Origin of the sequence: Streptomyces sp. NPDC100445 (genome assembly GCF_044759735.1) — a bacterium.
In the GTDB taxonomy this organism is placed as follows: domain Bacteria; phylum Actinomycetota; class Actinomycetes; order Streptomycetales; family Streptomycetaceae; genus Streptomyces.
In genome coordinates this window covers 301,952-326,449 of sequence record NZ_JBIVZV010000005.1, presented here as the reverse complement: position 1 = coordinate 326,449, position 24,498 = coordinate 301,952, and the positions used below count along the sequence as shown (strand labels likewise).

General features: G+C 73.0%; 24 protein-coding genes and 1 tRNA gene. 6 read left to right on the top strand and 19 right to left on the bottom strand.

From position 1 onward, the window contains the following. From cbiQ to ACIQVT_RS15610, 3 genes are all read left to right on the top strand, one after another. Positions 1–762 (top strand): cobalt ECF transporter T component CbiQ, encoded by a 762-nt coding sequence (gene cbiQ, locus ACIQVT_RS15620; protein ID WP_403752599.1) that lies wholly within the window; start codon positions 1–3, stop codon positions 760–762. Continuing rightward, positions 750–1,508 (top strand): energy-coupling factor ABC transporter ATP-binding protein, encoded by a 759-nt coding sequence (locus tag ACIQVT_RS15615; protein ID WP_403752596.1) that lies wholly within the window; start codon positions 750–752, stop codon positions 1,506–1,508. The genes cbiQ and ACIQVT_RS15615 overlap by 13 nt, the downstream gene beginning before the upstream one ends. Before the next feature lie 454 nt (positions 1,509–1,962). Then, positions 1,963–3,132, top strand: a complete 1,170-nt coding sequence (locus ACIQVT_RS15610) for a serine hydrolase domain-containing protein (RefSeq protein ID WP_403752593.1) — start codon at positions 1,963–1,965, stop codon at positions 3,130–3,132. A 15-nt stretch (positions 3,133–3,147) separates the two neighbouring features. Here ACIQVT_RS15610 and ACIQVT_RS15605 read toward each other — a convergent pair whose 3' ends face one another. The 6 genes from ACIQVT_RS15605 to ACIQVT_RS15580 form a co-directional block, all read right to left on the bottom strand. Then, the gene (locus tag ACIQVT_RS15605; RefSeq protein WP_403752590.1) at positions 3,148–3,423 is read right to left on the bottom strand and encodes a DUF1876 domain-containing protein; all 276 of its coding nucleotides are present in this window, start codon (positions 3,421–3,423) and stop codon (positions 3,148–3,150) included. A 96-nt stretch (positions 3,424–3,519) separates the two neighbouring features. Beyond that, positions 3,520–4,140, bottom strand: a complete 621-nt coding sequence (locus ACIQVT_RS15600; protein WP_403752587.1) for a contact-dependent growth inhibition system immunity protein — start codon at positions 4,138–4,140, stop codon at positions 3,520–3,522. 180 nt (positions 4,141–4,320) lie between these two features. Then, on the bottom strand, positions 4,321–4,878 hold the full coding sequence (locus ACIQVT_RS15595) for a hypothetical protein (RefSeq protein ID WP_403752584.1): 558 nt from the start codon (positions 4,876–4,878) through the stop codon (positions 4,321–4,323). Positions 4,879–4,938: 60 nt separating this feature from the next. Continuing rightward, positions 4,939–5,586 (bottom strand): RNase A-like domain-containing protein, encoded by a 648-nt coding sequence (locus tag ACIQVT_RS15590; RefSeq protein ID WP_403752581.1) that lies wholly within the window; start codon positions 5,584–5,586, stop codon positions 4,939–4,941. A gap of 165 nt (positions 5,587–5,751) precedes the next feature. Further along, positions 5,752–7,950, bottom strand: a complete 2,199-nt coding sequence (locus ACIQVT_RS15585) for an MMPL family transporter (protein ID WP_403752578.1) — start codon at positions 7,948–7,950, stop codon at positions 5,752–5,754. A gap of 106 nt (positions 7,951–8,056) precedes the next feature. Beyond that, a complete protein-coding gene (locus tag ACIQVT_RS15580) occupies positions 8,057–8,659 on the bottom strand; it encodes a TetR/AcrR family transcriptional regulator (protein ID WP_403752575.1) in 603 nt (200 codons plus the stop codon). Positions 8,660–8,841: 182 nt separating this feature from the next. Here ACIQVT_RS15580 and ACIQVT_RS15575 point away from each other — a divergent pair, with 182 nt between their 5' ends. Continuing rightward, positions 8,842–12,132, top strand: a complete 3,291-nt coding sequence (locus tag ACIQVT_RS15575) for a S41 family peptidase (protein WP_403752572.1) — start codon at positions 8,842–8,844, stop codon at positions 12,130–12,132. A gap of 85 nt (positions 12,133–12,217) precedes the next feature. Here the strand turns inward: ACIQVT_RS15575 and ACIQVT_RS15570 are convergent, their stop codons facing one another. From ACIQVT_RS15570 to ACIQVT_RS15555, 4 genes are all read right to left on the bottom strand, one after another. Continuing rightward, positions 12,218–12,421, bottom strand: a complete 204-nt coding sequence (locus ACIQVT_RS15570; protein WP_403752569.1) for a hypothetical protein — start codon at positions 12,419–12,421, stop codon at positions 12,218–12,220. A gap of 88 nt (positions 12,422–12,509) precedes the next feature. Then, complete coding sequence (locus tag ACIQVT_RS15565; RefSeq protein ID WP_403752566.1) at positions 12,510–13,394, bottom strand: SDR family oxidoreductase; 885 nt, start codon at positions 13,392–13,394, stop codon at positions 12,510–12,512. Further along, entirely contained in the window at positions 13,391–14,371 is a 981-nt protein-coding gene (locus tag ACIQVT_RS15560) for an alpha/beta fold hydrolase (protein ID WP_403752563.1), read from the bottom strand. The genes ACIQVT_RS15565 and ACIQVT_RS15560 overlap by 4 nt, the downstream gene beginning before the upstream one ends. Then, positions 14,368–15,903 carry a flavin-containing monooxygenase gene (locus tag ACIQVT_RS15555; protein ID WP_403752560.1) on the bottom strand — a complete coding sequence of 512 codons (1,536 nt, stop codon included), beginning with the start codon at positions 15,901–15,903 and terminating at the stop codon, positions 14,368–14,370. The genes ACIQVT_RS15560 and ACIQVT_RS15555 overlap by 4 nt, the downstream gene beginning before the upstream one ends. Positions 15,904–16,035: 132 nt before the next feature. Between ACIQVT_RS15555 and ACIQVT_RS15550 the strand changes: the two genes are divergently transcribed. After that, complete coding sequence (locus ACIQVT_RS15550; protein WP_403752557.1) at positions 16,036–16,749, top strand: MerR family transcriptional regulator; 714 nt, start codon at positions 16,036–16,038, stop codon at positions 16,747–16,749. Here ACIQVT_RS15550 and ACIQVT_RS15545 read toward each other — a convergent pair. After that, positions 16,746–17,549 (bottom strand): exodeoxyribonuclease III, encoded by an 804-nt coding sequence (locus ACIQVT_RS15545; RefSeq protein ID WP_403752554.1) that lies wholly within the window; start codon positions 17,547–17,549, stop codon positions 16,746–16,748. The two genes, ACIQVT_RS15550 and ACIQVT_RS15545, sit on opposite strands and share 4 nt — an antisense overlap. Before the next feature lie 81 nt (positions 17,550–17,630). Here ACIQVT_RS15545 and ACIQVT_RS15540 point away from each other — a divergent pair, with 81 nt between their 5' ends. Further along, positions 17,631–18,107 (top strand): GNAT family N-acetyltransferase, encoded by a 477-nt coding sequence (locus ACIQVT_RS15540; protein ID WP_403752551.1) that lies wholly within the window; start codon positions 17,631–17,633, stop codon positions 18,105–18,107. A 170-nt stretch (positions 18,108–18,277) separates the two neighbouring features. On the opposite strand, the gene ACIQVT_RS15535 is transcribed toward ACIQVT_RS15540, so the two are convergent. The 8 genes from ACIQVT_RS15535 to galU all read right to left on the bottom strand — a co-directional run bounded on the left by ACIQVT_RS15535 (position 18,278) and on the right by galU (position 24,453). Then, the gene (locus ACIQVT_RS15535) at positions 18,278–18,682 is read right to left on the bottom strand and encodes a hypothetical protein (RefSeq protein WP_403752548.1); all 405 of its coding nucleotides are present in this window, start codon (positions 18,680–18,682) and stop codon (positions 18,278–18,280) included. A gap of 110 nt (positions 18,683–18,792) precedes the next feature. Then, positions 18,793–18,866: transfer RNA gene (locus tag ACIQVT_RS15530), tRNA-Ala, on the bottom strand. A gap of 97 nt (positions 18,867–18,963) precedes the next feature. Then, a complete protein-coding gene (gene glpR, locus ACIQVT_RS15525) occupies positions 18,964–20,202 on the bottom strand; it encodes a gephyrin-like molybdotransferase receptor GlpR (RefSeq protein ID WP_403752545.1) in 1,239 nt (412 codons plus the stop codon). 173 nt (positions 20,203–20,375) lie between these two features. Next, complete coding sequence (locus tag ACIQVT_RS15520) at positions 20,376–21,029, bottom strand: GNAT family N-acetyltransferase (protein ID WP_403752542.1); 654 nt, start codon at positions 21,027–21,029, stop codon at positions 20,376–20,378. Between the two features lie 20 nt (positions 21,030–21,049). After that, on the bottom strand, positions 21,050–21,589 hold the full coding sequence (locus ACIQVT_RS15515) for a molybdenum cofactor biosynthesis protein B (protein WP_403752539.1): 540 nt from the start codon (positions 21,587–21,589) through the stop codon (positions 21,050–21,052). Next, positions 21,586–22,098, bottom strand: coding sequence for a cyclic pyranopterin monophosphate synthase MoaC (gene moaC, locus ACIQVT_RS15510; protein WP_403752536.1), 513 nt, complete (start codon positions 22,096–22,098; stop codon positions 21,586–21,588). The genes ACIQVT_RS15515 and moaC overlap by 4 nt, the downstream gene beginning before the upstream one ends. 124 nt (positions 22,099–22,222) lie before the next feature. Next, a complete protein-coding gene (glp, locus tag ACIQVT_RS15505; RefSeq protein WP_403752533.1) occupies positions 22,223–23,545 on the bottom strand; it encodes a gephyrin-like molybdotransferase Glp in 1,323 nt (440 codons plus the stop codon). Next, positions 23,542–24,453: a UTP--glucose-1-phosphate uridylyltransferase GalU gene (gene galU / locus ACIQVT_RS15500; protein WP_403752530.1), complete on the bottom strand. Its 912-nt coding sequence runs from the start codon at positions 24,451–24,453 to the stop codon at positions 23,542–23,544. The genes glp and galU overlap by 4 nt, the downstream gene beginning before the upstream one ends. Positions 24,454–24,498 lie beyond the last annotated feature (45 nt).

Here is a 24,498-nt window from a genome sequence, read left to right as displayed (position 1 = left end):
ATGGGCGCCGGACACGCGCACAAGCTCTACCGGCACGGGCACTCCCCCGTGCACGCCCTGCCGCCGCACACCAAGCTCGCCGCCACCTTCCTGTTCGTCGTGGTCGTGGTGTCGACCCCGCGCGAGGCGATGTGGGCGTTCGCGGTGTACGCCGTGCTGCTCGCCGCCGTCGCCCGCCACGCGCGCGTGCCCGCCCGTTTCCTGCTCGGACGGCTGCTGATCGAGGTGCCCTTCGTCGCGTTCGCGGTGCTCATGCCGTTCGTCGCGGAGGGCGAACGGGTGCACGTCCTCGGGCTCTCGCTCAGCGTGAACGGGCTGTGGGGCGCCTGGAACGTGCTCGCCAAGGGAACCCTCGGCGTCGCCGCCTCCGTGCTGCTGGCCGCCACCACCGAGCTGCGCGAACTGCTGCTCGGCCTCCAGCGGCTGCGGCTGCCACCGCTGCTCGTGCAGATCGCCTCCTTCATGATCCGCTACGGCGACGTCATCACCGACGAGATGCGCCGGATGCGGATCGCCCGCGAGTCGCGCGGCTTCGAGGCACGGGGCGTGCGGCACTGGGGCGTGCTCGCCAAGTCCGCCGGCGCGCTGTTCATCCGCTCCTACGAGCGCGGGGAGCGCGTCCACCTGGCCATGGTGAGCCGGGGATACGCCGGCGCGATGCCGGTCATCGACGAGGTGACCGCGGACCGCGCGCAGTGGCGGCACGCCCTCACCCTCCCCTGCGCCGCCCTCGTCGTCTGTCTGCTGGGATGGGTACTGTGACTGCTTCTCTGGAGGTCTCCGGCCTCGCCTTCGCCTACCCCGACGGCCACCAGGCCCTGTTCGGCGTGGACTTCTCCCTCGCCCGCGGCGAACGCGTCGCGCTCCTCGGCCCGAACGGCGCCGGCAAGACCACGCTGGTGCTGCACCTCAACGGCATCCTCGGCGGCGGCACCGGCACGGTGACCGTGGCCGGACTGCCCGTCGGCAGGCAGCACATGGCCGCGATCCGGCAGAAGGTCGGCATCGTCTTCCAGGACCCGGACGACCAGCTGTTCATGCCGACCGTGCGCGAGGACGTCGCGTTCGGGCCGGCCGCCGCCGGGCTGAAGGGTGCCGCCCTGGAGGAGCGGGTGCGCACCGCGCTGGACCGGGTCGGCATGGGCGACTTCGCCGACCGGCCCCCGCACCACCTCTCCTTCGGCCAGCGCCGCCGTGTCGCGGTGGCCACCGTGCTCGCCATGGAACCGGAGATCCTGGTCCTGGACGAGCCGTCCTCCAACCTCGACCCGGCCTCCCGCCGCGAACTCGCCGACATCCTGCGCTCCCTGGACGTCACGGTCCTGATGGTCACGCACGACCTGCCGTACGCGCTGGAACTCTGCCCGCGCTCCCTCGTCCTGAGCGACGGCGTGATCGTGGCGGACGGCCCGACCGGCCGGCTGCTCTCCGACGACGCGCTGATGCGGGCCCACCGACTGGAGCTGCCGTTCGGCTTCGACCCGACGTCCGTGGCGACGGACGCGTGACGGCCGGGCTTCGGCGGCCGGCCTCGGTGGCCGGGCCTCGGCGGCCGGGCTCCGGCGGCCGGGCTCCGGCGGCCGGGCTTCAACGGGCGCGTGACGCCCCGGCTCTGACGGCCCGGCTCTGACGGCCGGGCTTCGACGGCCGGGCTCCGACCGGCGGGCCTCGGCGACCAGGCCCCGGCGGGCGGGCCCCGGCGGGCGGGCTTCAACGGGCGCGTGACGGCCCGGCTCCGACCGGCGGGCGGACCCCGACGGGCGGACCCCGACGGGCGGACCCCGACGGGCGGGCTCCGACGGGCGGGCTCCGGCGGGCGGGCTCCGGCGGGCGGGCTCCGGCGGGCGGGCTCCGGCGGGCGGGCTGAGAGGCACCTCACGTTCGACGCCCCGGCGCCGAGGAATCGCAGGTCCGCGGTCGATGTTGCACCCAGCGTCGCAGGCGAGGGAAGGGACGGCGGGCGTGGACGTGCACGGCACTGTGGCCGAGGGCTTCGAGCCGGTCGGGGAGGCGTTCGCCGCGAACTTCGCGCGGCTCGGCGAGCGGGGCGCGGCCGTCACCGTCTACCGCGACGGGCATCGGGTCGTCCACCTGTGGGCCGGCGACCGGGACGTCGACGCCCCGCCCGCCGCGGCCCCCTGGGAGGAGGGCACCGCGCAGATCGTGCGCTCCGCCACCAAGGGCGTCGCCGCCGCCGCGCTGCTGCTCCTGCACCAGCGCGGCGAACTCGACCTGGACGCCCCGGTCGGCACCTACTGGCCGCAGTACAAGGCGGCCGGCAAGGAGTGCACCCTCGTCCGGCACCTGCTCGCCCACCGCGCCGGCGTTCCCGTCCTGGACCGCCCGCTGACCCCCGCCGAAGCGGCCGACCCCGGGCTCGGGGCCGCGGCCGTCGCCGCCCAGGCCCCGGCGTGGGAGCCGGGCACGGACCACGGCTACCACGCCCAGACCTACAGCTGGCTCACCGGCGAACTGGTCCGCCGGGTCACCGGCCGCCCCGTGGGCGAGTGGATCGCCGACGAGATCACCGGGCCCGTCGGCGCGGACCTGTGGCTGGGGCTGCCGGAGCGGGAGCGGGCGCGCGTCGGCCGCGTGGGCCCGCTGGAGGCGCCCCCGGCACCCGGCGGTCTCAGGACGCGCCCCAAGCGGGCGGTGGCCGAGGCCTACGCCGACCCCGGCTCGCTCACCCGCCGCGCGTTCGCCGCGATCACCCCGCTGCCGGACGAGAACGACCCCGCCTACCGCGCCGCCGCGCTGCCCGCCTCCAACGGCATCGCCACCGCCGACGGACTGGCCCGCTTCTACGCCTCGCTGATCGGCGAGGTCGACGGCGGCACCCGCCTGTTCACGCCGGAGACGGTGGAACTGGCCCGCACCGAGCAGTCGGCCGGGGCGGACCGGGTCCTGGTGGTCAGCACCCGCTTCGGCCTCGGCTACATGCTGCACGGCGCCGCGTCCCCGCTGCTCTCCGCGGGCTCCTTCGGCCACCCCGGCCGGGGCGGCGCCCTCGGCTTCGCCGACCCGGACAGCGGCATCGCCTTCGGCTATGTCACCAACGGCTTCCGCAAGAGCGTGACGGCGGACCCGAGGGCCCAGGCGCTGGTCGGGGCCGTGCGCACCGCGCTGGGCTGACGCGCGGGGCGTCGGTCAGACGTTGATCGGGTGCGAGGTCCGGCCGGAGTCCGCGTCGATCTCCTCGTGTGCCTTGGCCAGCAGCAGCATGGCCAGTTCGTTCAGTGCCCGGGCGCCGGCGACCTCCTCGCCGACCCGGGGCTGGTGCGCGTCCACCCGGTGCCGGCTGGCCCGGCCGTGCGCGCGTACCTCGCTGCCGTCGGGCAGGCGCACCATGGCCGCCGCGCGCGTGTGCTGGTCGTCCTCCATGAACTCCAGCTCGACGTGCCATCCCACAGCGGTGTGCATCATGAGGACCACCTCCGAGAACCACTCCTCCCAGGGTGCGCCCGAGAACCCTGCCCCGTCATGTCGACGCCGCCCCTCCCCCCTACCCGGCGTGCACCGTCAGCCCGGTCCCGGCCCGACGAGCAGGTCGGCGACAAGCGCGAGCCAGGCGTCCGGTGAGTAGGGGGCCGGGGGGTCGACCTCCATGCCCAGCTCGGCGACGGCGACGGCATAGCCGGCCTCGTCGAGATCGAGCGCGAGGAGTTCGTGCAGTTCCCCGATCAGCCGGGCGACGAGATGCGGGTGTGTCGACACCCGGTAGTCCTCGACGGCGGAGGCGTGGTCGGTGAACTCGTCGGGCATGTCCTGCGAGAACCAGCCGCCGAGGAACTGGCCCAGTTCGGGAAAACGGGCTTGCCACTCCCAGTGGGTGGCGGGGATCGCCGGCGGTGGGACCTCGCCCGCCTCGATGCTGTGCTTGATGTGGTCGGCGAGGCAGAGGAGCCACTGTTGGGTCTCGCCCTCGGCAAGGCCTGTGTCGGGGACGGCGTAGAACTCCCCGAGCCGCAGCCGCAACCGCCCCGGCGGATTCTCCGCGTAGTCACGCAACTGTCGCTCGGCGATGGCCAGAGCCCACGGTCGGCTGTGCCAGGTCTGCCGGAGGTACGCGGTCAGGGCCGCGCCGGGCCTGTCCGGGGTGTCGTCCGCCGGATGTCCGAGGTAGGCGCGCACCTTTCCCATCTATCTGTAGCGATCACAGAGGCTGACCCCCGTGCCCCTGAGCCCCCTCGAACACGACCGCCGCTACGGCGAGCTCGACCAGGTCACTGCTCATTGACGGTGACGACCTGCTGGGTGGCCCACTGGGCGGTCTCGCGGTCGGGGTAGGTCGCGGAACGGGTGCGCATGTATGGATCGCTTTCAATCCTCGTCAAAGGCCCAGAAGACTCCCACCTCGGAGTCTGCAACGACAATCAGACCACAGTCGGTGGTGAAATCGGACAGCCGATTCCATTCCGTGTCCGGGTTCAGCAGGTCCGGATCAGAATCTCCTCGGGCCTCGGCCGCATTGGTGCAGTAGGTGGCCCGCTGCCCGAACCTGGAAAGGATGAGTTCAGCGGAATCGAAAAGCCGCTCTTTGCGGGCCTCAAAATCCGGAATGTTCGCTGCCTGATAGTGCAGGCCTTGCAGAGCGACAAGCAGTTGAGCCGCCGATCGCCTCCCGATTCCGTACAGGAGTTCATCGAATTCTTCGATGCGCAGATCGGCGAACGGTTTCCCCTCGGCCTTCTCGACGTCCGAGGTGGGGGGCGGACAGTTGATGACCCCCAAATTCCGCGGATCGAAGGCCTCCAGCGCCATGACGGCCTGCACATCGCGGCGCCAGTCCTCATTTCTCCGGGGGCCCGCAGCCGCGAAGGCGAAAGTCCCGCCGAAAAGTTCCAGCAGAGCCGACTGCCAAGAAGTCGAATCGATCACCCGATGTCCTTCCCTGAGTTGATGGTCCGTTACAGGTGCGACTGCTCACGGTGAGCAGCCTCACTGCTGAACCGTGTCGCTCGGCATGGAAGTGAGGACGACATACGGCGGATGACCCCCTGGGCGGGGTCGCAACGCCACATTGACGATATGTGAGTCGTGCGCGGAGGAGTCGCCTCGGGTCCAGGTCCTGCCGACGACATCGTTGAAGCTGAGGCCCACCGTGCGGGTGGATCGGTCCGGGTTCGGGTTGCTCGCCAGCCAGTTGGCGATCTTTTGCTGGTTGCGCGGGTCATCGAGGACGGACTGCGTGTAACGCTGCGCTGAGGCCAGGTCGGTGAATGTCGATGCGGCGATCGGGGCGACCGTACCGTCCGGGCGCATCTTTGCCTGATCGCGAAGTCTCTGCTCCAGCTGCGCATCCGTCTTTCCTACGTGTTTGTCGATCACGTGCGCGCCTGCGAGTCCCTCCTGATTGGCGAGATCCACAGGATATCGGTGATGGGACTCGTCATCTCCTGGGACCGTGTACAGCGGGTTTCCCTTGAAGGCCGTCAGAGCTCGCGCACCGAAGGCCTCGGCCCTGGCGGATTCTGCATTGAAGGTCGGCGCACTCGTATACGCCTCGTCCAGCGCCGACATCAGATCCTTGATGCCTCGTACCTGGCGATGGACCCGGTTGTTGTAGGTGGCGACGGCGTCGTTCATGGCGCCTTCGTCGATGTTGAGGACCTCCAGTCGCAGCCGTACCCGTACAACGCGAGGGACAGCCGGGACAGCACGGGACAGAGGCGGGACAAGGGACGGCCGGTGAGGGTGTCGCCCCGTTCCCACGGGGCGACACCCTCACCGGCCGCCGCCGGACGCGCCGTGTCAGGCGCGTACCAGCTCCTTCTCCGCGTCGGGGTCGGCGGCGCGCAGCGCCTCGCCCTCGACGTCCACGTTGGGCAGCGCGCGGTCCAGCCAGCGCGGCAGCCACCAGGCCCGCCGGCCGAGGAGGGCGAGGACGGCGGGGACGATGGCCATGCGGACGATGAACGCGTCGAAGAAGACGGCGATCGCGAGGCCGAAGCCGATCATCTTGACCATCGCCTCGCTGGAGCCGATGAAGCCGGAGAAGACGGCGATCATGATGACGGCGGCGGCGGTCACGACGCGCGCGCCGTGTCGGAAGCCGGTGACCACGGCCTGGCCGGGGCTCTCGCCGTGGACGTACGCCTCCCGCATGCGGGTCACGAGGAACACCTCGTAGTCCATCGCGAGGCCGAAGACGACGCCCACCATGAAGATCGGCATCATCGACATGACCGGTCCGGTCTGCTCGACGTTCATCAGGCCGGACAGCCAGCCCCACTGGAAGACGGCGACGACGGCGCCGAGGGCGGCGAGCACCGACAGCAGGAAGCCGAGGGCCGCCTTCAGCGGCACCAGGACCGAGCGGAACACCACGATGAGCAGGAGGAACGCCAGGCCGACGACCAGGGCGAGGTAGGGCAGCAGGGCGTCGTTCAGCTTCTGCGAGACGTCGATGTTCATGGCCGTCGAGCCGGTGACGAGGACCGTGGAGCCGGTGTCCCGCGCGATGTCCGTGCCCTTGTCGCGGATGGCGTGCACCAGGTCCTCGGTCGTCGCGGAGGACGGCTTGGACTTGGGGACGACGGTGATGGTGGCGGTGTCGCCGGCCTTGTTGGGCGCCGCCGGCGTGACCGTGACGACGTCCTTCAGGCCCTTGATCTCCTTGCCGACCTCGGCGAAGGCGCCCTTGGGGTCGGGGCTGCCCTTGGCGTCGACGACGACCATCAGGGGGCCGTTGAAGCCGGGGCCGAAGCCGTCGGAGAGCAGGTCGTAGGCGCGGCGCTGGGTGGTGGAGACGGGCTGGGAGCCGTCGTCGGGCAGCCCGAGTTCCAGGGAGGCGGCCGGGATCGCGGCGGCGCCGAGGCCGAGCACACCGAGCACGAGGACGGCGACCGGCCGGCGGACGACGAAGCGGGCCCAGCGGGTGCCCATGTTGGGGCGGCCGGGGTTCTTCGGGGTGCGGCCGCCGCCGAGCAGCCGGCTCTTCTCCCCGGCCGGCTTGACCCTGCGGCCGGCGTAGCCGAGCAGCGCGGGGATCAGCGTCAGGGCGATCAGGACGGCGATGGCGACGGTGCCCGCCGCGGCGACGCCCATCTTCGTCAGCATCGGGATGTTGACGACGGACAGGCCGACCAGGGCGATGACGACGGTCAGGCCGGCGAAGACCACCGCGGAGCCGGCGGTGCCGACGGCGCGGCCGGCGGCCTCCTCGCGTTCGCGGCCCTCGGCGAGTTCGGCGCGGTAGCGGGAGACGATGAACAGGGCGTAGTCGATGCCGACGGCGAGGCCGATCATCGAGGCCAGGGTGGAGGTCGTGGAGCCGAGGTCCAGGGTGGAGGCGAGCGCGGTGATGGTGGAGACGCCGATGCCGACGCCGATGAGCGCGGTCAGCAGGGGCAGCCCGGCGGCGAGCAGCGAGCCGAAGGTGATGACGAGGACGACGGCGGCGATCGCGATGCCGATGACCTCGCTGGAGCCGGTCTCGGGGGTCGTGTTCAGCGCGTCGCCGCCGACCTCGACGGTCAGTCCGGCGTCCCGCGCGTGCTGGGCGGCGGTCTTGAGGGCGTCCCGGGAGGAGTCCTCCAGTTCCATGCCGGAGACCTTGTACTTCACCGAGGCGTAGGCGACGGTGCCGTCCTTGCTGACGGCGTGGCCGCGGTAGGGGTCGGCGACGGAGGCGACCTCGGAGCCGCTTCCCAGCTCCTTGACGGTCTTCTCGACGGCCGCCTTGTTGCCGGCGTCCGTCATCCTGCCGTCGCCGGCCTTGAAGACGACGCGGGCGGTGGCGCCGTCGGCGCTCATGCCGGGGAAGCGCTGTTCCAGCAGGTCGAAGGCCTTCTGGGCTTCGGTGCCGGGGATGGAGAAGGAGGTGTTGCCGGCCGCCGGCGCGGATGCGGCGCCCACCCCCGCGAGGGTGAGCAGGGCGACCCATATGAGGGCGACGAAGTGGCGTCGCCGGAAGGCGAGCCGGCCGAGTTTGGCGAGGAACATGGCCACGGAGGCGTACTCCCGGTCAGGTCGTGGATTCAGCTGGGCAGGGGTGATCAGCCCGACGACGTGAGCGGTGACGTCAGGTGGAGGCTGGTGGGCTGGACGGGGACTGTCAGTCGGTCCGCACGCCGAGGGCGGGGAGGACCACGGCGTCGATGTACGAGGTGAGGAAGGCCCGGGTGGGCGGCTGGTCGTCCAGCAGGGCCCGGGTGGCGAAGCCCCCGACCATCATGTGCAGCAGGAACTCGATCGCGGGGCAGTCCGGGCGGACCTCGCCCCGGTCGATCGCCCGCTGCACCACCTGCCGGAAGCCGCCCATCTCGGGGGCCACCATCTGGTCCCGGAAGGCTTCCCGCAGGTCGTCGTTGTGGTGCATCGCCATGGCGACGCCCCGCATCAGCGCGGAGTTGCGTTCCATGGCGCAGTCGTCCTCGAGCGACACGACGGCGTGCAGGTCGCCGCGGAGGGAACCGGTGTCGATGTCCTCCGCGTGGATCCGCTTGCCGTGCCGCAGGGCCTTGACGACCAGCTGGGCCTTGCCGCCCCACTGGCGGTAGAGCGTGGCCTTGCTGGACCGGGTGCGGGCGGCCACGGCGTCCATGGTGAGGGCGTCGTAGCCGACCTCCCGGAGGAGGTCGAGCACGGCCTCGTACAGCTCGGCCTCGCGCTCGGGGGTGATCCGGCTGCGACGCGTCGTCGGGACCGCTTCGGTCATGCCCGTCACCTTCCCCGCTTCCGGAACTTCCGTCGTCGTACCTGCACGAAGATACCCCGCCCCCTCTACGAAACGAAACCGTTTCGTACGTGTGCTGGGTCACGAAGGTGAAGGGGCGATAAGGCCGGAGTGGGGCCGGCTCACGAGTTGCTGGTGTTCCGGGACCGGAAAAGCATGGGGAGGTGAGCTATCTGCGCAGCCCCCACCTCAGCGGCGGCCTGCTGTGTTTCGTGGCCGAGGACGACCTCTGGCTGGCCCCCCTCGACGCCCCGGGCCGCGCCTGGCGGCTCACCGTGGACCGCACCCGGACCGGGTCCCCGCGCTTCTCGCCCGACGGCCGGCACATCGCGTACACGAGCTGGCGCACCCTCGCCCCGGAGATCCACCTCGCCGCCGTCGACGGCGGTCCCACGCGACAGCTGACGTACTGGGGCGGCGCCGACACCGAGGTCCGGGGCTGGACGCCCCCCGGCCCGGACGGCACCGCCGACATCCTGGCCGTCGCCTCCCACGGCGAGCCCTTCTCGCACTTCACCTGGGCGTACAAGGTGCCCGCCGACGGTGACCCCGGCGCGCGGCTGCCCTGGGGGCCGGTCACCGACATCCAGGCCGCCGACCTCGCCGGGGAGCGCAGGACACTGCTGCTCACCGGCACCCCGCCGCACGAGCCTGCCGCCTGGAAGCGGTACCGGGGCGGTGCCACGGGCCGGCTGTGGCTGCACGGGCGGCGGCTCCTGCCGGACCTCGGCGGCCACCTGTCCTCCCCCCTGTTCGTCGCCGGCCGGATCGCCTTCCTCTCCGACCACGAGGGCGTCGGCAACCTCTACTCCTGCGCCCACGACGGCACCGACCTGCGCCGGCACACCGACCACGACACCTTCTACGCCCGGCACGCCGCCGGTGACGGTGAGCGGGTGGTCTACCAGTGCGCGGGCGACCTGTGGCTGGTGGACGACTTCTCCCCCGACGGCGTACCGCGCAGGCTCGACGTCCGGCTCGCCGGGGCGCGCGCCGGCCGCCGCCGCCACCAGGTGCCGGCCGCGCAGGAGATCGACGGCATCTCCGTGGACGAGACCGGCCGGGCCAGCGCCGTCGTCGTCCGCGGCAGCCTGTACTGGCTCACCCACCGCGACGGGCCCGCCCGCACGATCGCCGACACGCCCGGCGTCCGGGTCCGGCTGCCGGAGATGCTGGGCGCCACCGGGCAGATCGCCTACGTCACCGACGCCGAGGGCGAGGACGCCGTCGAGATCGCCCGTCTGCCCCGGGCCACCGGCGACCGCCCGCCCCACCGGCTCGCCTCCGGCGCGCTCGGCCGCGTCCGGGAGCTGGTCTGCGACCCGCTGGGCGAACGGCTGGCCGTCGCCTCGCACGACGGGCGGCTGCTGCTGCTCGACGTGCCGGCGGAGGAGGACGCGGACGCGGCGGAAGGGGCCGGTCCGCCGGCCGGCCGGGTGAGCGAGCTGGTGCGGTCCGGCAACGGGCCCGTCCGTGACCTCGCCTTCTCCCCCGACGGCGCCTGGCTCACCTGGTCCCACCCCGGCATCGGCCGCACCCTGCGCCAGATCAAGCTGGCCAGGATCCAGGACCGGTTCATCGTGGACGTCACCGACGGCCGCTTCGAGGACGAGAACCCGGTGTTCACCCGCGACGGCCGCTACCTCGCCTTCCTCTCCTGGCGCGGCTTCGACCCGGTGTACGACGTGCACACCGGCGACCTGTCCTTCCCGCTCGGCTGCCGCCCGTACCTCGTCCCGCTCTCCTCGGCGACCCCCTCGCCCTTCGCCCTGAACCCCGAGGGCCGCCCCGCCGCCGGCGGACTCGACCCGCTGGTGGACGACGAGGACACCGGCGGGTCCGGGACGGTCGCGGTCGAGGTGGACGGGCTGGAGAACAGGGTCACGCCGTTCCCCGTCATCGCCTCCAAGTACTCCTCGCTGTACCCGGTCGCCGGCGGCGGCCTGGTCTGGCTGCGCTGGCCGATCTCCGGCGCGCTCGGCGAGACCTTCGCCAACCCGGACGACACCACCGGCCGTCCGACCCTGGAACACTTCGCCATCGGCAAGGCGAAGAAGTCAGAACTCGTCGGCCACCTCGACTGGTTCGCCGTGAGCGGCGACGGCACCCGGCTGGTCGTCGTCGACGAGGGCGAGCTGCGGGCCGTGCCGTCGGTCGAGCCGGGCGACGGCGACACGACCGTCTGGATCGACTCGCGGCGCATCCTGCACGAGGCCGACCCGGCCGCCGAGTGGCGCCAGGCCTACGACGAGGCGGGGCGCCTGGTCCGCGCCCACTTCTGGGACCCGGGCATGTGCGGCATCGACTGGGAGGCGGTCCTCGGCCAGTACCGTCCGCTGGTCGAACGGGTCGCCTCCCCCGACGAGTTCGCGGACCTGCTCCGCGAGGTGCTCGGTGAACTGGGCACCTCCCACGCCTACGTCACCGCCGCCCGGCGCAACGAGGGGCCGCCCCACTACCAGCGCAGGCAGGGCCTCCTCGGCGCCGACCTCGTCCGCCGCGACGGCCGCTGGCTGGTCGGCCGCGTCCTGCCGGGCGACTCCTCCGACTCCAAGGCCCGCTCACCGCTGGCCGGCACGGGCATCCGTGAGGGCGCCGCCCTCACACACGTCGACGGCCGCCCGGTCGACCCGATCACCGGCCCCTACCCGCTGCTCGCCGGCTCCGGCGGGACGACCGTGGAGCTGACGTTCGCCCCCGCCGCGGGCGAGCCGGGACGGGCCCGGCGGGTCGCCGTGGTCCCGCTCGTCGACGAACGGCCGCTGCGCTACCAGGACTGGGTGACCAAGCGTCGCCGGGTGGTCCGGGAGCTGAGCGACGGCAAGTGCGGCTACCTGCACATCCCCGACATGGGCGGCTCCGGCTGGGCCCAGTTCAACCGTGACCTGCGCATGGAGGTCTCCCGGCCCGCGCTGATCGTGGACGTGCGGGGCAACGCCGGCGGCCACATCAGCGAACTCGTCATCGAGAAGCTGACCCGTACGATCCTCGGCTGGGACCTGACCCGGGACGCGCAGCCGGTGTCGTACACCTCGAACGCCCCCCGGGGTCCGGTGGTGGCCCTGGCCGACGAGTCGACATCCTCCGACGGGGACATGATCACGGCGGCCTTCAAGCTGCTGGGGCTCGGCCCGGTGGTCGGCAAGCGCACCTGGGGCGGGGTAGTCGGCATGACCGGCCGGCACCGGCTGGGCGACGGCACGGTCATCACCGTCCCGATGAACGCGGCCTGGTTCGACGCCTACGGCTGGTCCGTCGAGAACCACGGCGTCGCCCCGGACCTCGACATCACCCGCACCCCGCTGGACTGGGCCGAGGGCCGCCACGCCCAGCTCGCCGACGCCGTCGCACTGGCGCTGGACCTGCTGGCGGCCTCCCCCGCGGCGACACCGCCGGGCCTGCGCGACGTCCCCGACCGGTCCCGCCCCGAACTGCCGCCCCGGACGGCACCCTGACGAACCCTCTCCCCGCACAGCGGCGCGGGGCGCCCCTCCGGAGAGGGACACCCCACGTCGGTCCGGCCGGGGCCGGACTCGTCGACTAGGCGTCGTAGTCCTGGTCGAAACGGTCCTGCTGCTCCGTGTCGGGGATGTCACGGTGCTCGCGGCCGGTCCGCTCGGGCTGCTGTCCCGGGCGCTCCTGCGGACCGCGCCGGCCGGTCCTCTCACGGGGCTGACCGGCCTTCTCCTCGGTCTGCCCCGGCCGCCGGCCCGACTTCTCCTGGAACTGGTCCTTCATACCCATGTGGGTTCACTCCCGTGGTGGGTGGGGATTCGGCCCCTCGGTGGGGCCTCGACCAGATTCACACGGGCGAACACGGAGTGCATGTCGATCAGTTACGGTGCGTGGCGCGCGCCGTCTCGTCGGCCGCCCCACCTGCGCCGACGAGCCCGGAACGCATGCCCTGGAGCCGCGGCCCGAACCGCTTCATCTCGCGCTGGCCGACCGTGCCGATGAGCGCCGGCAGGTAGCCGCGCACGCCCTGCATGCCGCGCAGCCACCACTGTCCGTACACGTGCGCCGAGCGCCGCTCGATCCCGGCGACCAGCCGGTCCACGGCGGGGCCCAGCGGGTAGGTCTTGTTCGACGGCCACGGCAGCCGCTGGCGCAACTCGCGCATCACGTCGTCCTGGTCCGCGCCGCGGACCATGTCGGTGTCGGTCCAGGACAGGTAGGCGACGCCCACCCGCACGCCCTGGTGGCCCACCTCGGCGCGCAGGCTGTGCGCGTACGCCTCCACGCCCGACTTGGACGCGCAGTACGCCGTCATCATCGGCGCCGGCGTGATCGCGGCGAGCGAGGCGATCTGGAGCAGGTAGCCGCGGCTCTCGGCCAGCACCGGCAGGAACGCCCGGGCGGTCACCGCCGACCCGATGAGGTTCACCTCGATGACCCGCCGCCACGCCTGGGGGTCGGAGTCGGCGAACGGACCGCCGGTCGCCACACCGGCGTTGGCGACCACGATGTCGACCTTCCCGAAGCGCTCCTTCACCTCCCGCGCCACCCGGCTCATCGCCTCGTGGTCGGTGACGTCGGCGTACCAGTGGCCGCTCTCGCCGTGCATGCGCCCGGCGACCTCCTTGAGCACCTCCTCCTCCAGCCCGACCAGCGCGACCTTCGCCCCGCGGGCGGAGAGCCTGCGCGCCAGCAGCTCACCGACGCCGCGCGCCGCTCCGGTGACGACCGCGACCTGTCCTTCGAGGCTGACCCTGCTCATGCGCCCTCCTTGACCTGCTGCACGGATGTGGCAGGGGAACCTGCCGGGGACTGCGGGGAGTCGGTGCCGGTGACGTACGCGCCGACCAGTTCCCGGATGCGGCCGGTCACCGCTCCGGGCGCCTCGATCGGGGTCATGTGGCCGATGCCGGGCAGCTCGGTGAGGCCGGCGCAGTGCGGCAGCGCGGCGACCAGCGCGCGGGCGTGCGACGGCGGCGTGAGCCGGTCGGACCCGCCGTGCAGGACGGCGGTCGGCACGCGCAACTCCCGTACGCCGTGGTCGAGGTCGAGGGCGCCCAGCACCCCGGCCCAGGCGTGGCGCACGGCGCGCGGGCAGCCGTGCACGATGTGCGCGCACGCCTCCACCATGTGCCGGGCCGCGCCGGCGCCCATGGTCCCGTACTTGAGGACGCGCAGGGCGAGAGGGGTGACCGGCCCGAGGGGCGCGCGCGAGCCGAGGACGCGCCCGGTGAGCCAGGTGCGCACGCGTCCGGCGCGCATCGGCACCACCCGCGACTCGGCGATCAGGCGTGAACTGCCGGTGCTGCACAGCAGGACGGCGGCGGCGTGTTCGTGGAAGCGGGGGCGTCCGGCGGCGGCCATGACGGTCATGCCGCCCATGGAGTGGCCGACGACGAGCGCCCGTTCGCCGCGGGCGAGGGTCCGCGCGAGCACCGCCTCCAGGTCGTCCGCGAGCGCGTCGGTGGTGCAGGCGGGGCTCGACGGACTGCGCCCGTGGCCCCGCTGGTCGTAGGCGATGACCCGGTGGTCGGCCGCCAGGTCGCGTATCTGGGCCGCCCAGAACGCTGTCGAGCAGGTCCAGCCGTGGGAGAGGACGACCGGGGGCGCGTCCTGCGGGCCGTGCACCTCGACGTGCAGCCGGGCGCCGTCGGCGGAGGTGACGGTGAGGGTGCGGGCGGGGACCGGCGGGGCGTACGGGCCGGAGGTCACGGAGGTGACCCGGGCGCGGCGGCTCATGCGGCGGCCTCGCTGCGCCGGGTCCCGTCGGTGTGCGCCGGCGCGGGCCCGTCGGTGGCACGCGCGGCGCGGACCACCTCGTACTCCGCGAGGTCCACCCGCCGGGTCGCGCGCCGGAACTCGGTGGTGGTGCCGGGCCAGATGGTGGTGTTGCGGCCGCTCGCGTCCAGGTACCAGCTGGTGCAACCGCCCGTGTTCCACACCGTCCGCCTCATGCGCTCCTGCACCCGCTCGTTCCAGGCCTCGACGGCGGCGGGCCGGGCGTCCAGGGCGGTGCCGTCGCCGAGGACGTCGAGCTGGCGCAGGTAGTCGGCCAGGTAGTTCAGCTGCGACTCGATCATGAGGATCATCGAGGAGTTGCCGAGCCCGGTGTTGGGACCGATCACCGTCAGGAAGTTGGGGAACCCGGCTGCCGCCGCGCCGCGCAGTGCCCGCATGCCGTTCTTCCAGGACTCGGCGAGCGTGCTGCCGTCGGCGCCGACCACCCGCTCGGCGATGGGCATGTCCGTGACGTGGAAGCCGGTGCCGAAGATGATCGCGTCGACCTCGGCCTCGGTGCCGTCGGCCGCGACGACCGTGGAGCCGCGGACCTCGTCCAGCCCGCTGGCGACGACGTCCACATTGGGCCGGGCGAGCGCCGGGTAGTACGTGCTGGAGAGCAGGATGCGCTTGCAGCCGATGCGGTAGTCGGGGGTGAGCCGGGCGCGCAGGGCCGGGTCCTTGACGGCGCGGGCCATGTTGCGCTTGGCGAGCTGCTCGACGAGGCCGAGTTCGTCGGGGCGCTTGGTGAACGCCTGGACCTGGAGCTCGCGGATGCCCCACAGCAGCCCGCGGCGGACCTGGGCGGTGACGGGCAGCCGGCGGTGCAGCCAGCGCTCGGGGCCGCTGATGGCCCGGTCGACGCGGGGCATCACCCACGGCGGGGTGCGCTGGAAGAGGGTGAGCCGGCCGACCTGGGGCTGGATGGCGGGCACGATCTGGATGGCGGAGGCGCCGGTGCCGACCATGGCGACCCGCTTGCCGCGCAGGTCGTAGTCGTGGTCCCAGCGCGCGGAGTGGAAGACCTTGCCCGGGAAGGACTCCAGGCCCGGGATCCGGGGGATCTTGGGGTCGGACAGGGGGCCGGTGGCGGAGACGACGACGTCGGCGGTGAGCGTGCCGCGGGTCGTCTCGACGGTCCACCGCAGCTTCTCGGTGTCCCAGGTCATCAGCTTCACCTCGGAGCCGAGGCGCAGGTGCGGGCGCAGTCCGAACAGGTCGGTGACGTGCTCCAGGTAGGCGCGGATGTGCCGCTGCCCGGAGAAGGTGCGCGGCCAGTCGGGGTGCGGCGCGAAGGAGAAGGAGTACAGGTGGGAGGGCACGTCGCAGGCGCACCCGGGGTAACTGTTGTCCCGCCAGGTGCCACCGACGCTGTCGGCCCGTTCCAGGACGACGAAGTCGGTGATCCCTTCGCGGCGCAGCCGCACGGCGGCCCCGAGACCGCCGAAGCCGGACCCGATCACCGCCACCCGTACATGCTCGTGCTCGGCCATCCCGAAGCCTCCACGCATCACCTAGGAACTCTGCCAGTGAACACTGGCGCAATGGGACTGTAGAACAGCTCCGTACCGAGCGGTAGGGGGCGGAGGAAGGAAGTTACCGGCGGTACGCCATAGGCTGCGGTCGTGGCTGAGGACGCAGAGCACTTCGAGGCCGGCCCCGGGGCGGCACACCCGCCGGCGCCGCGCGAGTACCGCACGCAGGAGCTGGCCGGGCTGGCCGGCATCACCGTGCGCACCCTGCGCTTCTACCGCGAGCGCAGACTGCTGCCACCGCCCCGCCGCGAGGGCCGCATCGCCTGGTACGACGACCACCACCTGGCCCGGCTGCGCACCATCGCGGCCCTCCTGGAGCGCGGCCACACCCTGAACGGCATCGCGGAGCTGGCCGAGGCCTTCGACCACGGACGCGACGTCGCCGACCTGCTCGGCGTCGGCACCCCCAGCGAGGAGGAGCCGGTCCGCCTCACCCCCGAGGAACTCGCCGCCCGCTTCGAGGGCGAGGTCACCCCCGACAACCTCGCCGCCGCCATGGAACTGGGCTACCTCGGCACCGACGGCGACGAGATCGTGCACATCAGCCGGCGCCTGCTCGACGTCTCCTCCGCCCTGGTCCGCGAGGGCATACCCCTCGCCGAGGTGCTGGCGGCCGGCGCCCGCGTCCGCGAACACGCCGACACCCTGGCCGCCCTCTTCACCGACCTGATCCTGCGCCACGCCCCCGAGGAGGACCTCCAGCGCCTGCGCCCGCTGGCCCGCAGCGTCGTGGAGGCGGAACTCTCCCTGGCCCTGGACCGCCGCATCGACCAGCGGACCGAGGACGGCGGACAGTCTTCCTAGAGGTCGTACACCACGGTGACCGGCGCGTGGTCCGACCACCGCTCGGCGTGCGTGGCGGCGCGCTCGACGAAGCCCTTGACCGCCCGTCCGGCCAGCCCCGGGGTGGCGACGTGGTAGTCGATGCGCCAGCCCGTGTCGTTGTCGAAGGCGCGCCCCCGGTACGACCACCAGGAGTAGGGGCCCTCGGTGTCCGGGTGGAGGGCGCGGACGACGTCGACGTAACCGCCGTCCGCCGGCTCCAGGACCCGGCCGAGCCACTCCCGCTCCTCGGGCAGGAAGCCGGAGTTCTTGGTGTTGCCGCGCCAGTTCCGCAGGTCGGCCGGGTGGTGGGCGATGTTCCAGTCGCCGCAGACCAGCACCTCGCGCCCGTCGGCGGCGGCCCGCACCCGCAGCTCCTTCAGGTGGGCGAGGAACGCGTCCATGAAGCGGACCTTCTCGTCCTGCCGTTCGGTGCCGGCCTCGCCGGAGGGCAGGTAGAGGGAGGCGACGGTGACGCCGGGCAGGTCCGCCTCGACGTAGCGGCCGGAGCCGTCGAACTCGGCCGAGCCGAAGCCGACCCGGACCCGGTCGGGTTCGCGGCGCGTGTAGAGGGAGACGCCCGCGCGGCCCTTGGCGGCGGCCGGGGCGTGGGTGACGTGCCAGCCGTCGGGGCCGCGGACCTCCTCGGGCAGCTGGTGCGGCTCGGCGCGGACCTCCTGGAGGCAGACGACGTCCGCCCCGGTTCCGGCGAGCCACTCCACGAAGCCCTTCTTGGCGGCGGCACGCAGCCCGTTCACGTTCACGGAGGTCACAGTCAGCACCCGGGCACCTTACCGGCACACTGGTCGGGGTCCGCAAAACCCGGGCCCCTGCCGCCGACCGCACAGAATCCGATACCCAGAATGAATCTAAGACGCGTACGGTTCGACCACCCCGACGCCACCAAGCTCAACGACGAGGTCCAGGCCGAGTACCACCTGCGCTACGGCGACGGCGGCGACGCCACCACCCTCGACCCCGCCGACTTCGACCCGCCCCGGGGCCTGTACCTGATCGCGTACGACGAGCACGACCGCCCCGTGGCCACCGGCGGCTGGCGCAGCCAGGACCGCAACGAGGAGGGCAACGAGGACGGCGACGCCGAACTCAAGCGGATGTACGTCGTCGAGGACATGCGGGGCCGGGGTCTGGCCCGACGCATCCTCGCCGACCTGGAGGCGGACGCCCGCGCGGCCGGCCGGCTGCGCATGGTCCTGGAGACGGGCACCAAGCAGCCCGAGGCCATCGGCCTGTACACCTCCACCGGCTACGCGCCGTGCGTGAAGTTCGGCTACTACCGCGACTACGAGGACAGCCGCTGCTACGCCAAGCGGCTCTGAGACCACGCGCCGGGTCCCGCCCCGCGCCGCTCCCCCGGCGGCGCGCACACCCCGGGAACGACGAAGATCCCGTCCGATCGAGATGATCGGACAGGATCTCCGTCACCGGCCCCGAGCTGACTCGGGGACAGTTGTGCGGGTCTGCGGGGCAGGTGAACCCGTCAGCCACTTCAGTCCGAGGTGACCGAGCAGTTCTGGGACGGGATCATGAGGAGTTCACAGGCGGCGGCATCCTCCTCCGCCTCAGCACCCTCCGCGTCCGTGGACCGGGGTCTTTGTGGATACGCCGCTGCCGCACGAACCGCGCCACCGAAACAGGTCGGATTCTGCGCGACGATCAAGCCGACGATGTGCACCTGCGCCGACTCCGCATGCCAGTTCATGGAGTTGGTGTAGTCCTCGCCGTGGGCTTCGCGCTCCTTCTGCTTCCGGAGCCGACTGGCTCGCTTCCCGAAGTCGTTGCCGGCCTGCCTGCACACGGCGGACTGCTCGGACGCGCTGTCGTGCCGCGTCGCCCCGACGGCGTACCCGCCTGCGGCGAGGGTGACTGCACCTGCGCCGACCAGCGCGATCATGGATCGTTTCCTGGCTGGGGATCGTATAAGTGCGCGTGAAACTGCACTTCGCTGCTGTACAACACGTCAGAGCCCCTGTCAGTGATCACTGACAGGGGCTCTGAGCTGCGTGGACCTGAGGGGATTCGAACCCCTGGCCCCCTCGATGCGAACGAGGTGCGCTACCGGACTGCGCCACAGGCCCTTGCAACGAGTGAAACTCTAGCATCCCGATCGCGGTGCCCGGAAATCCGCTCCCTGACTGGTCAGGACGGCCCTCAGGGGGGTGCGGGCGGGCGGGGTCACTCGTTGGCCGCGCGCGGGCGCCCGCCCTCCTCGTACTGGTCGAAGAGCGGGGTGCGGCCGCGTTCGCGCGCCCGGCGCGCGGAGGCCGCACGGCGTGCGTCGCTGCGGCCGGCCACCGGCTTCTCCTCCGGCTCGGCGGCCTCCTCCTCCGGCTCCTCCGGCGGCGCGGGGTCCGCCGCGCGCTGCGGGGCGACCGTGCTGGACCGTGCCGAGCTCCAGGTGTCCGGCGCTCCCAGGTCCACGTCGGAGGTGGCGCGGGGAGCGACCGGCGCGGTCACGTACGTCGGCAGGGGCACCGGCACCGGGTCCCAGCTGTCCCCGTGGCCGGGCCTGCGCTGCCGTTCCCGCTGCTGGTCGACCCACTCGGCGTGGTCGGTCTGCTCGACCAGGGCGCGCCGGTCCGCGGCGAGCGCGGACAGGCCGGTGTCCGTGCCGCCGTCCGGGCCCTCCTCGGGGTCGTCCGCGCCGGGGTCCGCGTCGGACGGGGTCCGGCGGCGCGGCTGACGCTCGCGCAGCCGCTGGGCGGCGACCTCGGCCCGCCGGCGGTCCATCTGGTAGGCGAACCGGCGGCGTTCCTGCGTGCGCAGGTAGGCGATGTAGCCGCTGAGCGTCAGGGCCGGCACGGCGGGCACCCACAGGAAGGCCAGTCCGCCGACGGCGGCGACGATCGCGCCGAGGCTGAAGGCGAGGAAGAGCATCACGGTGGTGCGCCGCCGGCGCGCGAGCACCTTCGAGCGCCGGGCACGTGCCTCGGCCGCCTGGGCGGCCTGGGCCGCCTGGGCGGCCTGGGCCGCCTGCGCCGGGGTCTCGCGGCGCGGGGCCGGTTCGCGCTGGGGCGGGAGCGTCACCCCGGGCGGGTGGCCGGCTCCCGGCCCGGCCGCCTGCCCGGCGGCCCGGTCGCGTTCCGGTCCGGCGTCGGCGGGTGCCCCGGGCTCGGCGGCGGGGGTGGCCTGCCGGCGGGTCGGAGGCACGGCGAAGGCCCGGACGTCCACCGAGTCGGTGACCGCGTCCGGATCGCCGGCGTCGGGCTCCCCCTCCTCGGTGGAGCGCGCCCGCAGGTCCCTGGCGTACCGGCGCTCCATCCCCGCCCGTCCGGACAGCAGCCGGATGGCGGTGCTGAAGCGTTCCGTCGGACGGGCCTCGTTCAGCTCGTCCTGCCTACGGAGCCACATCGGCACCAAGTAGGCGGCCCAGGCCCCGACAATGACTGCGTAGATGAGGCCGCTGCTGCTCACGCCTCACACGGTAGAGGGGTTTGCGTGAGGCCATCCGCCAATTGGGCCGGTGTGTCGCACGATCCGGCTGATATTTCCAGCTTTTTTTGGGACCGATGCGATCACCGGACCGACGTAGGCGCGAAATATGCGCTTCCCGAACGGTCGCCATCCGATCAATTTCGAACACTTATTCAATTTCCGGGACGCTCGGCCGGATTCGCCGGGGCCCCGGCCGGCCCGCCGGCGCGCCGGGCCTCGCGGGAGCGCGCCCGGTGCCAGCGCGCGAGCAGCCCGTCGGGCGCCTCCTCCGCGGTGAGCGCGAAGACGAGGTGGTCGCGCCAGGCGCCGTCGATGTGCAGATAACGCGGCCGGATCCCCTCCTCGCGGAATCCGAGTTTCTCCACGACCCGGCGGCTCGGCCGGTTCTCGGGGCGAATGCAGACCTCGACGCGGTGCAGTCCGACGGTGCGGAAACAGTGGTCCACCGCGAGCGCGACGGCCGTCGGCATCACCCCGCGGCCGGCCACCCCCTCGTCCACCCAGTAGCCGACGTGGCCGGAACACATCGATCCCCAGGTGATCCCGGCGACCGTCAGCTGGCCGACGAGCCGCCCCTGGTACTCGATGACGAACGGCAGCATCCGGCCCGCGCCGGCCTCCGCCCGCAGGTGGCGGACCATCTGCCGGTAGGTCGGCCGGTGTGCGACCGGACCGCTCGGCGTGGGCGGCGGGATCGTCGCCTCCCAGGGGCGCAGCCAGTCACGGTTGCGCCGGTTCACCTCGCGCCAGGCCCGCTGGTCGCGCAGCTTTATCGGCCGGAGGACGACCTCGCCGTCCGCCAGCACGACGGGCCAGGAGGGGCTGTTCAGCTCGCACCCCCACCGCTGCCGGGCCGGGGGTGGTCACCGCCGCGGATCTGGTCGACGGCGTGGACCAGGAGCGGTTCGAGCACCGCGAGGCCGTCCCGCACCCCTCCGGTGGACCCGGGCAGGTTGACGATCAGCGTGCCGCCGGCCACCCCCGCCAGCCCCCGGGACAGCGCCGCGGTCGGCACCTTGTCCCGCCCGTACGCGCGGATGGCCTCCGCGATGCCCGGCACCTCGCGGTCGAGGACCGCGCGGGTCGCCTCGGGGGTGCGGTCGGTGGGCGAGACGCCCGTGCCGCCGGTGGTGACGACCAGGTCGTAGCCGGCCGCCACGGCCTCCCGCAGCGCCTCCTCGACCGGGGCGCCGTCGGGCACCACGCGCGGCCCGTCCACGGCGAAGCCGCAGCTCTCCAGGCCGCGCACGACCAGCGGGCCGCCCCGGTCCTCGTAGACCCCGGCGGCCGCCCGGTTGGACGCCGTGACGACCAGCGCCGCGTACGGTGCCGGGAGCGCGCCGCCGGTCGTGCCGTCGTCGCTCATGCCCGGCTCCAGTCGCCCGACGCCCCGCCCGTCTTCTCGTCCACCCGTACGTCCGTGATGACCGCTCCCTTGTCGACCGCCTTGACCATGTCGATCACGGTGAGCGCGGCGACCGTCACCGCGGTGAGGGCCTCCATCTCGACGCCCGTGCGGTCCGTCGTCCTCACGGCGGCCCGGATCTCGACGGCGTCGTCCGCGACCGACAGATCCAGTCTCACACCGGACACCGACAACGGGTGGCACAGCGGGATGAGATCCGGGGTGCGCTTGGCGCCCATGATTCCCGCGATGCGGGCGGTGGCGAGGGCGTCCCCCTTGGGCATCCCCTCACCGCGCAGCAGTTCCACCACGCGCGGTGAGACGAGGACCCGGCCGCTGGCGCGGGCGGTGCGCGCGGTCACGTCCTTCCCGGAGACGTCGACCATGCGGGCGGCGCCCGCCTCGTCGATGTGCGTCAGTCGGTCCTGCGCAGGGCGTCCGGGGGTGTCCCCCCGGGAAGGCACGGTCATGGTGTGGCGCTCCCGGTCCGGGCCCGGCGCGGTGCGGTGCGCGGGCCTGCTGTGCGCGACACGCTACCGCCAAGCGTGAGCGCGCAGCGGAGGAGGACCGCCCCGCGGACGGGACGCGCGCGCGTCAGCCGAGGAGCACGACCTCCACCTCGGTGCCGGGCTCCACCGACTCCACGTCCTCGGGGACGACGATCAGCGCGTTCGCCCGCGCGAGCGCCGCGATCAGGTGGGAGCCCGCGCCGCCCACCGGGGTGACCTTCCCGTCGGCGTGGACGCCGCGCAGGAACTGGCGGCGCCCGCCGGGCGAGCGCAGCGCCGCGTCCGCCGCGAGGGCGGCCCGCGCGCGGGGCCGGTGGACGTCCGTGAGGCCCGACAGGGTGCGGATGGCGGGGCGGACGAACAGCTCGAAGGAGACGTACGAGGACACCGGGTTGCCGGGCAGGGCCAGCAGCGGGATGTGGTCGGGGCCGATGGAGCCGAAGCCCTGGGGCTTGCCCGGCTGCATGGCGATCCGGCGGAACTCCACGCCGCTGCCCGCCTCGTCCGCGTCACCGGCGTACGACAGCGCCTCCTTGACGACGTCGTACGCCCCGACGCTCACCCCGCCCGTCGTCACCAGCAGGTCCGCGCGGATGAGCTGGTCCTCGATGGTGGAGCGGAGGGTCTCGGCGTCGTCGGCGACGGCACCGACCCGGTAGGCGATGGCGCCCGCGTCCCGCGCGGCGGCGGTGAGCGCGAAGCTGTTGGAGTCGTGGATCTGGCCCGGGCCCAGCTCCTCGCCGGGCTGGACGAGTTCGCTGCCGGTGGACAGGACGACCACGCGCGGGCGCGGGCGCACCCGGACGGTGCCGCGTCCGATCGCGGCGAGCAGCGCGAGCTGCGGCGGACCGAGGACCGTGCCGGCCTCCAGGGCCAGGTCGCCGGCCTTCACGTCGCTGCCCCTGGCGCGCACGTGCGCGCGTGCCTCGGCGGACCGGTACACGCGCACCTGTCCCTCGGCGCCCTGCGGGGCGAGACCGCGGGCGCGCATCCCGCTCACCGGGCCCTCGCCGAGCCCCCCGTCGGTCCACTCGACGGGGACGACGGTCTCGGCGCCGGGCGGCAGCGGCGCGCCGGTCATGATGCGCGCGGCCTGCCCGGGGCCGACCCGGACCGGGTCGGCCGCGCCCGCCGCGACGTCCCCGACGACCTCCAGGGCGGCGGGGAACTCCTCGCTCGCGCCCGCGACGTCCGCGACCCGCACCGCGTAACCGTCCATGGAGCTGTTGTCGAACGGCGGCAGGGACACCGGCACCATGACGTCCTCGACCAGCACGCAGCCCTGGGCGTCGAGCAGTTGGAGCTCGATGGGTTCCAGGGGGCGGACGGTCGAGAGGATGTCCTCCAGGTGCTCGTCCACCGACCACAGGTCGTCCGGGCCGGCGGGGCGGGTCGCGGCACTGGTCAAGGCTGGTGCATCTCCTCGGCTACGTAACTGCGGAGCCAGGTCCGGAAGTCCGGGCCCAGGTCCTCACGTTCGCACGCCAGCCGGACAATGGCACGCAGGTAGTCGCCCCGGTCGCCGGTGTCATAGCGGCGGCCCTGGAAGACGACGCCGTGCACGGGGCCGCCGGTCTTCTCGTCCTGGGCGAGCTGCTGGAGGGCGTCGGTCAGCTGGATCTCGCCGCCGCGGCCCGGCTCGGTGGTGCGCAGTATGCCGAAGATGTGCGGGTCGAGCACGTAGCGGCCGATGACCGCGTAGTTCGAGGGGGCGTCCGCCGGGTCGGGCTTCTCCACCAGGCCGGTCACCTTGACCACGTCGCCGTCGGCGGTGGCCTCCACGGCCGCGCAGCCGTAGAGGTGCATCTGCTCGGGCGCGACCTCCATGAGGGCGATCACACTGCCGCCGTGCCGTTCCTGGATCTCGATCATGCGCTGGAGCAGCGGATCGCGCGGGTCGATGAGGTCGTCGCCGAGGAGGACGGCGAACGGCTCGTTGCCCACGTGCGGGGCGGCGCAGAGCACGGCGTGGCCGAGCCCCCGGGGGTCGCCCTGGCGCACGTAGTGCATGGTGGCCAGGTCGCTGGACTCCTGCACCTTCGCGAGCCGCTCGGCGTCGCCCTTCTTGCCGAGCGCCGACTCCAGCTCGTAGTTGCGGTCGAAGTGGTCCTCCAGGGGACGCTTGTTGCGTCCGGTGACCATGAGGACGTCGTCGAGCCCCGCCGCCACGGCCTCCTCGACCACGTACTGGATCGCGGGCTTGTCCACGACCGGCAGCATCTCCTTGGGAGTGGCCTTGGTCGCCGGCAGGAACCGGGTGCCGAGGCCTGCCGCGGGGATGACAGCCTTACTGATCCTGGGGTGGGACTGAGTCATGCCCGCAACCATATCCGGTGCCTTTGTGGGAGATCTGTGGCTCCG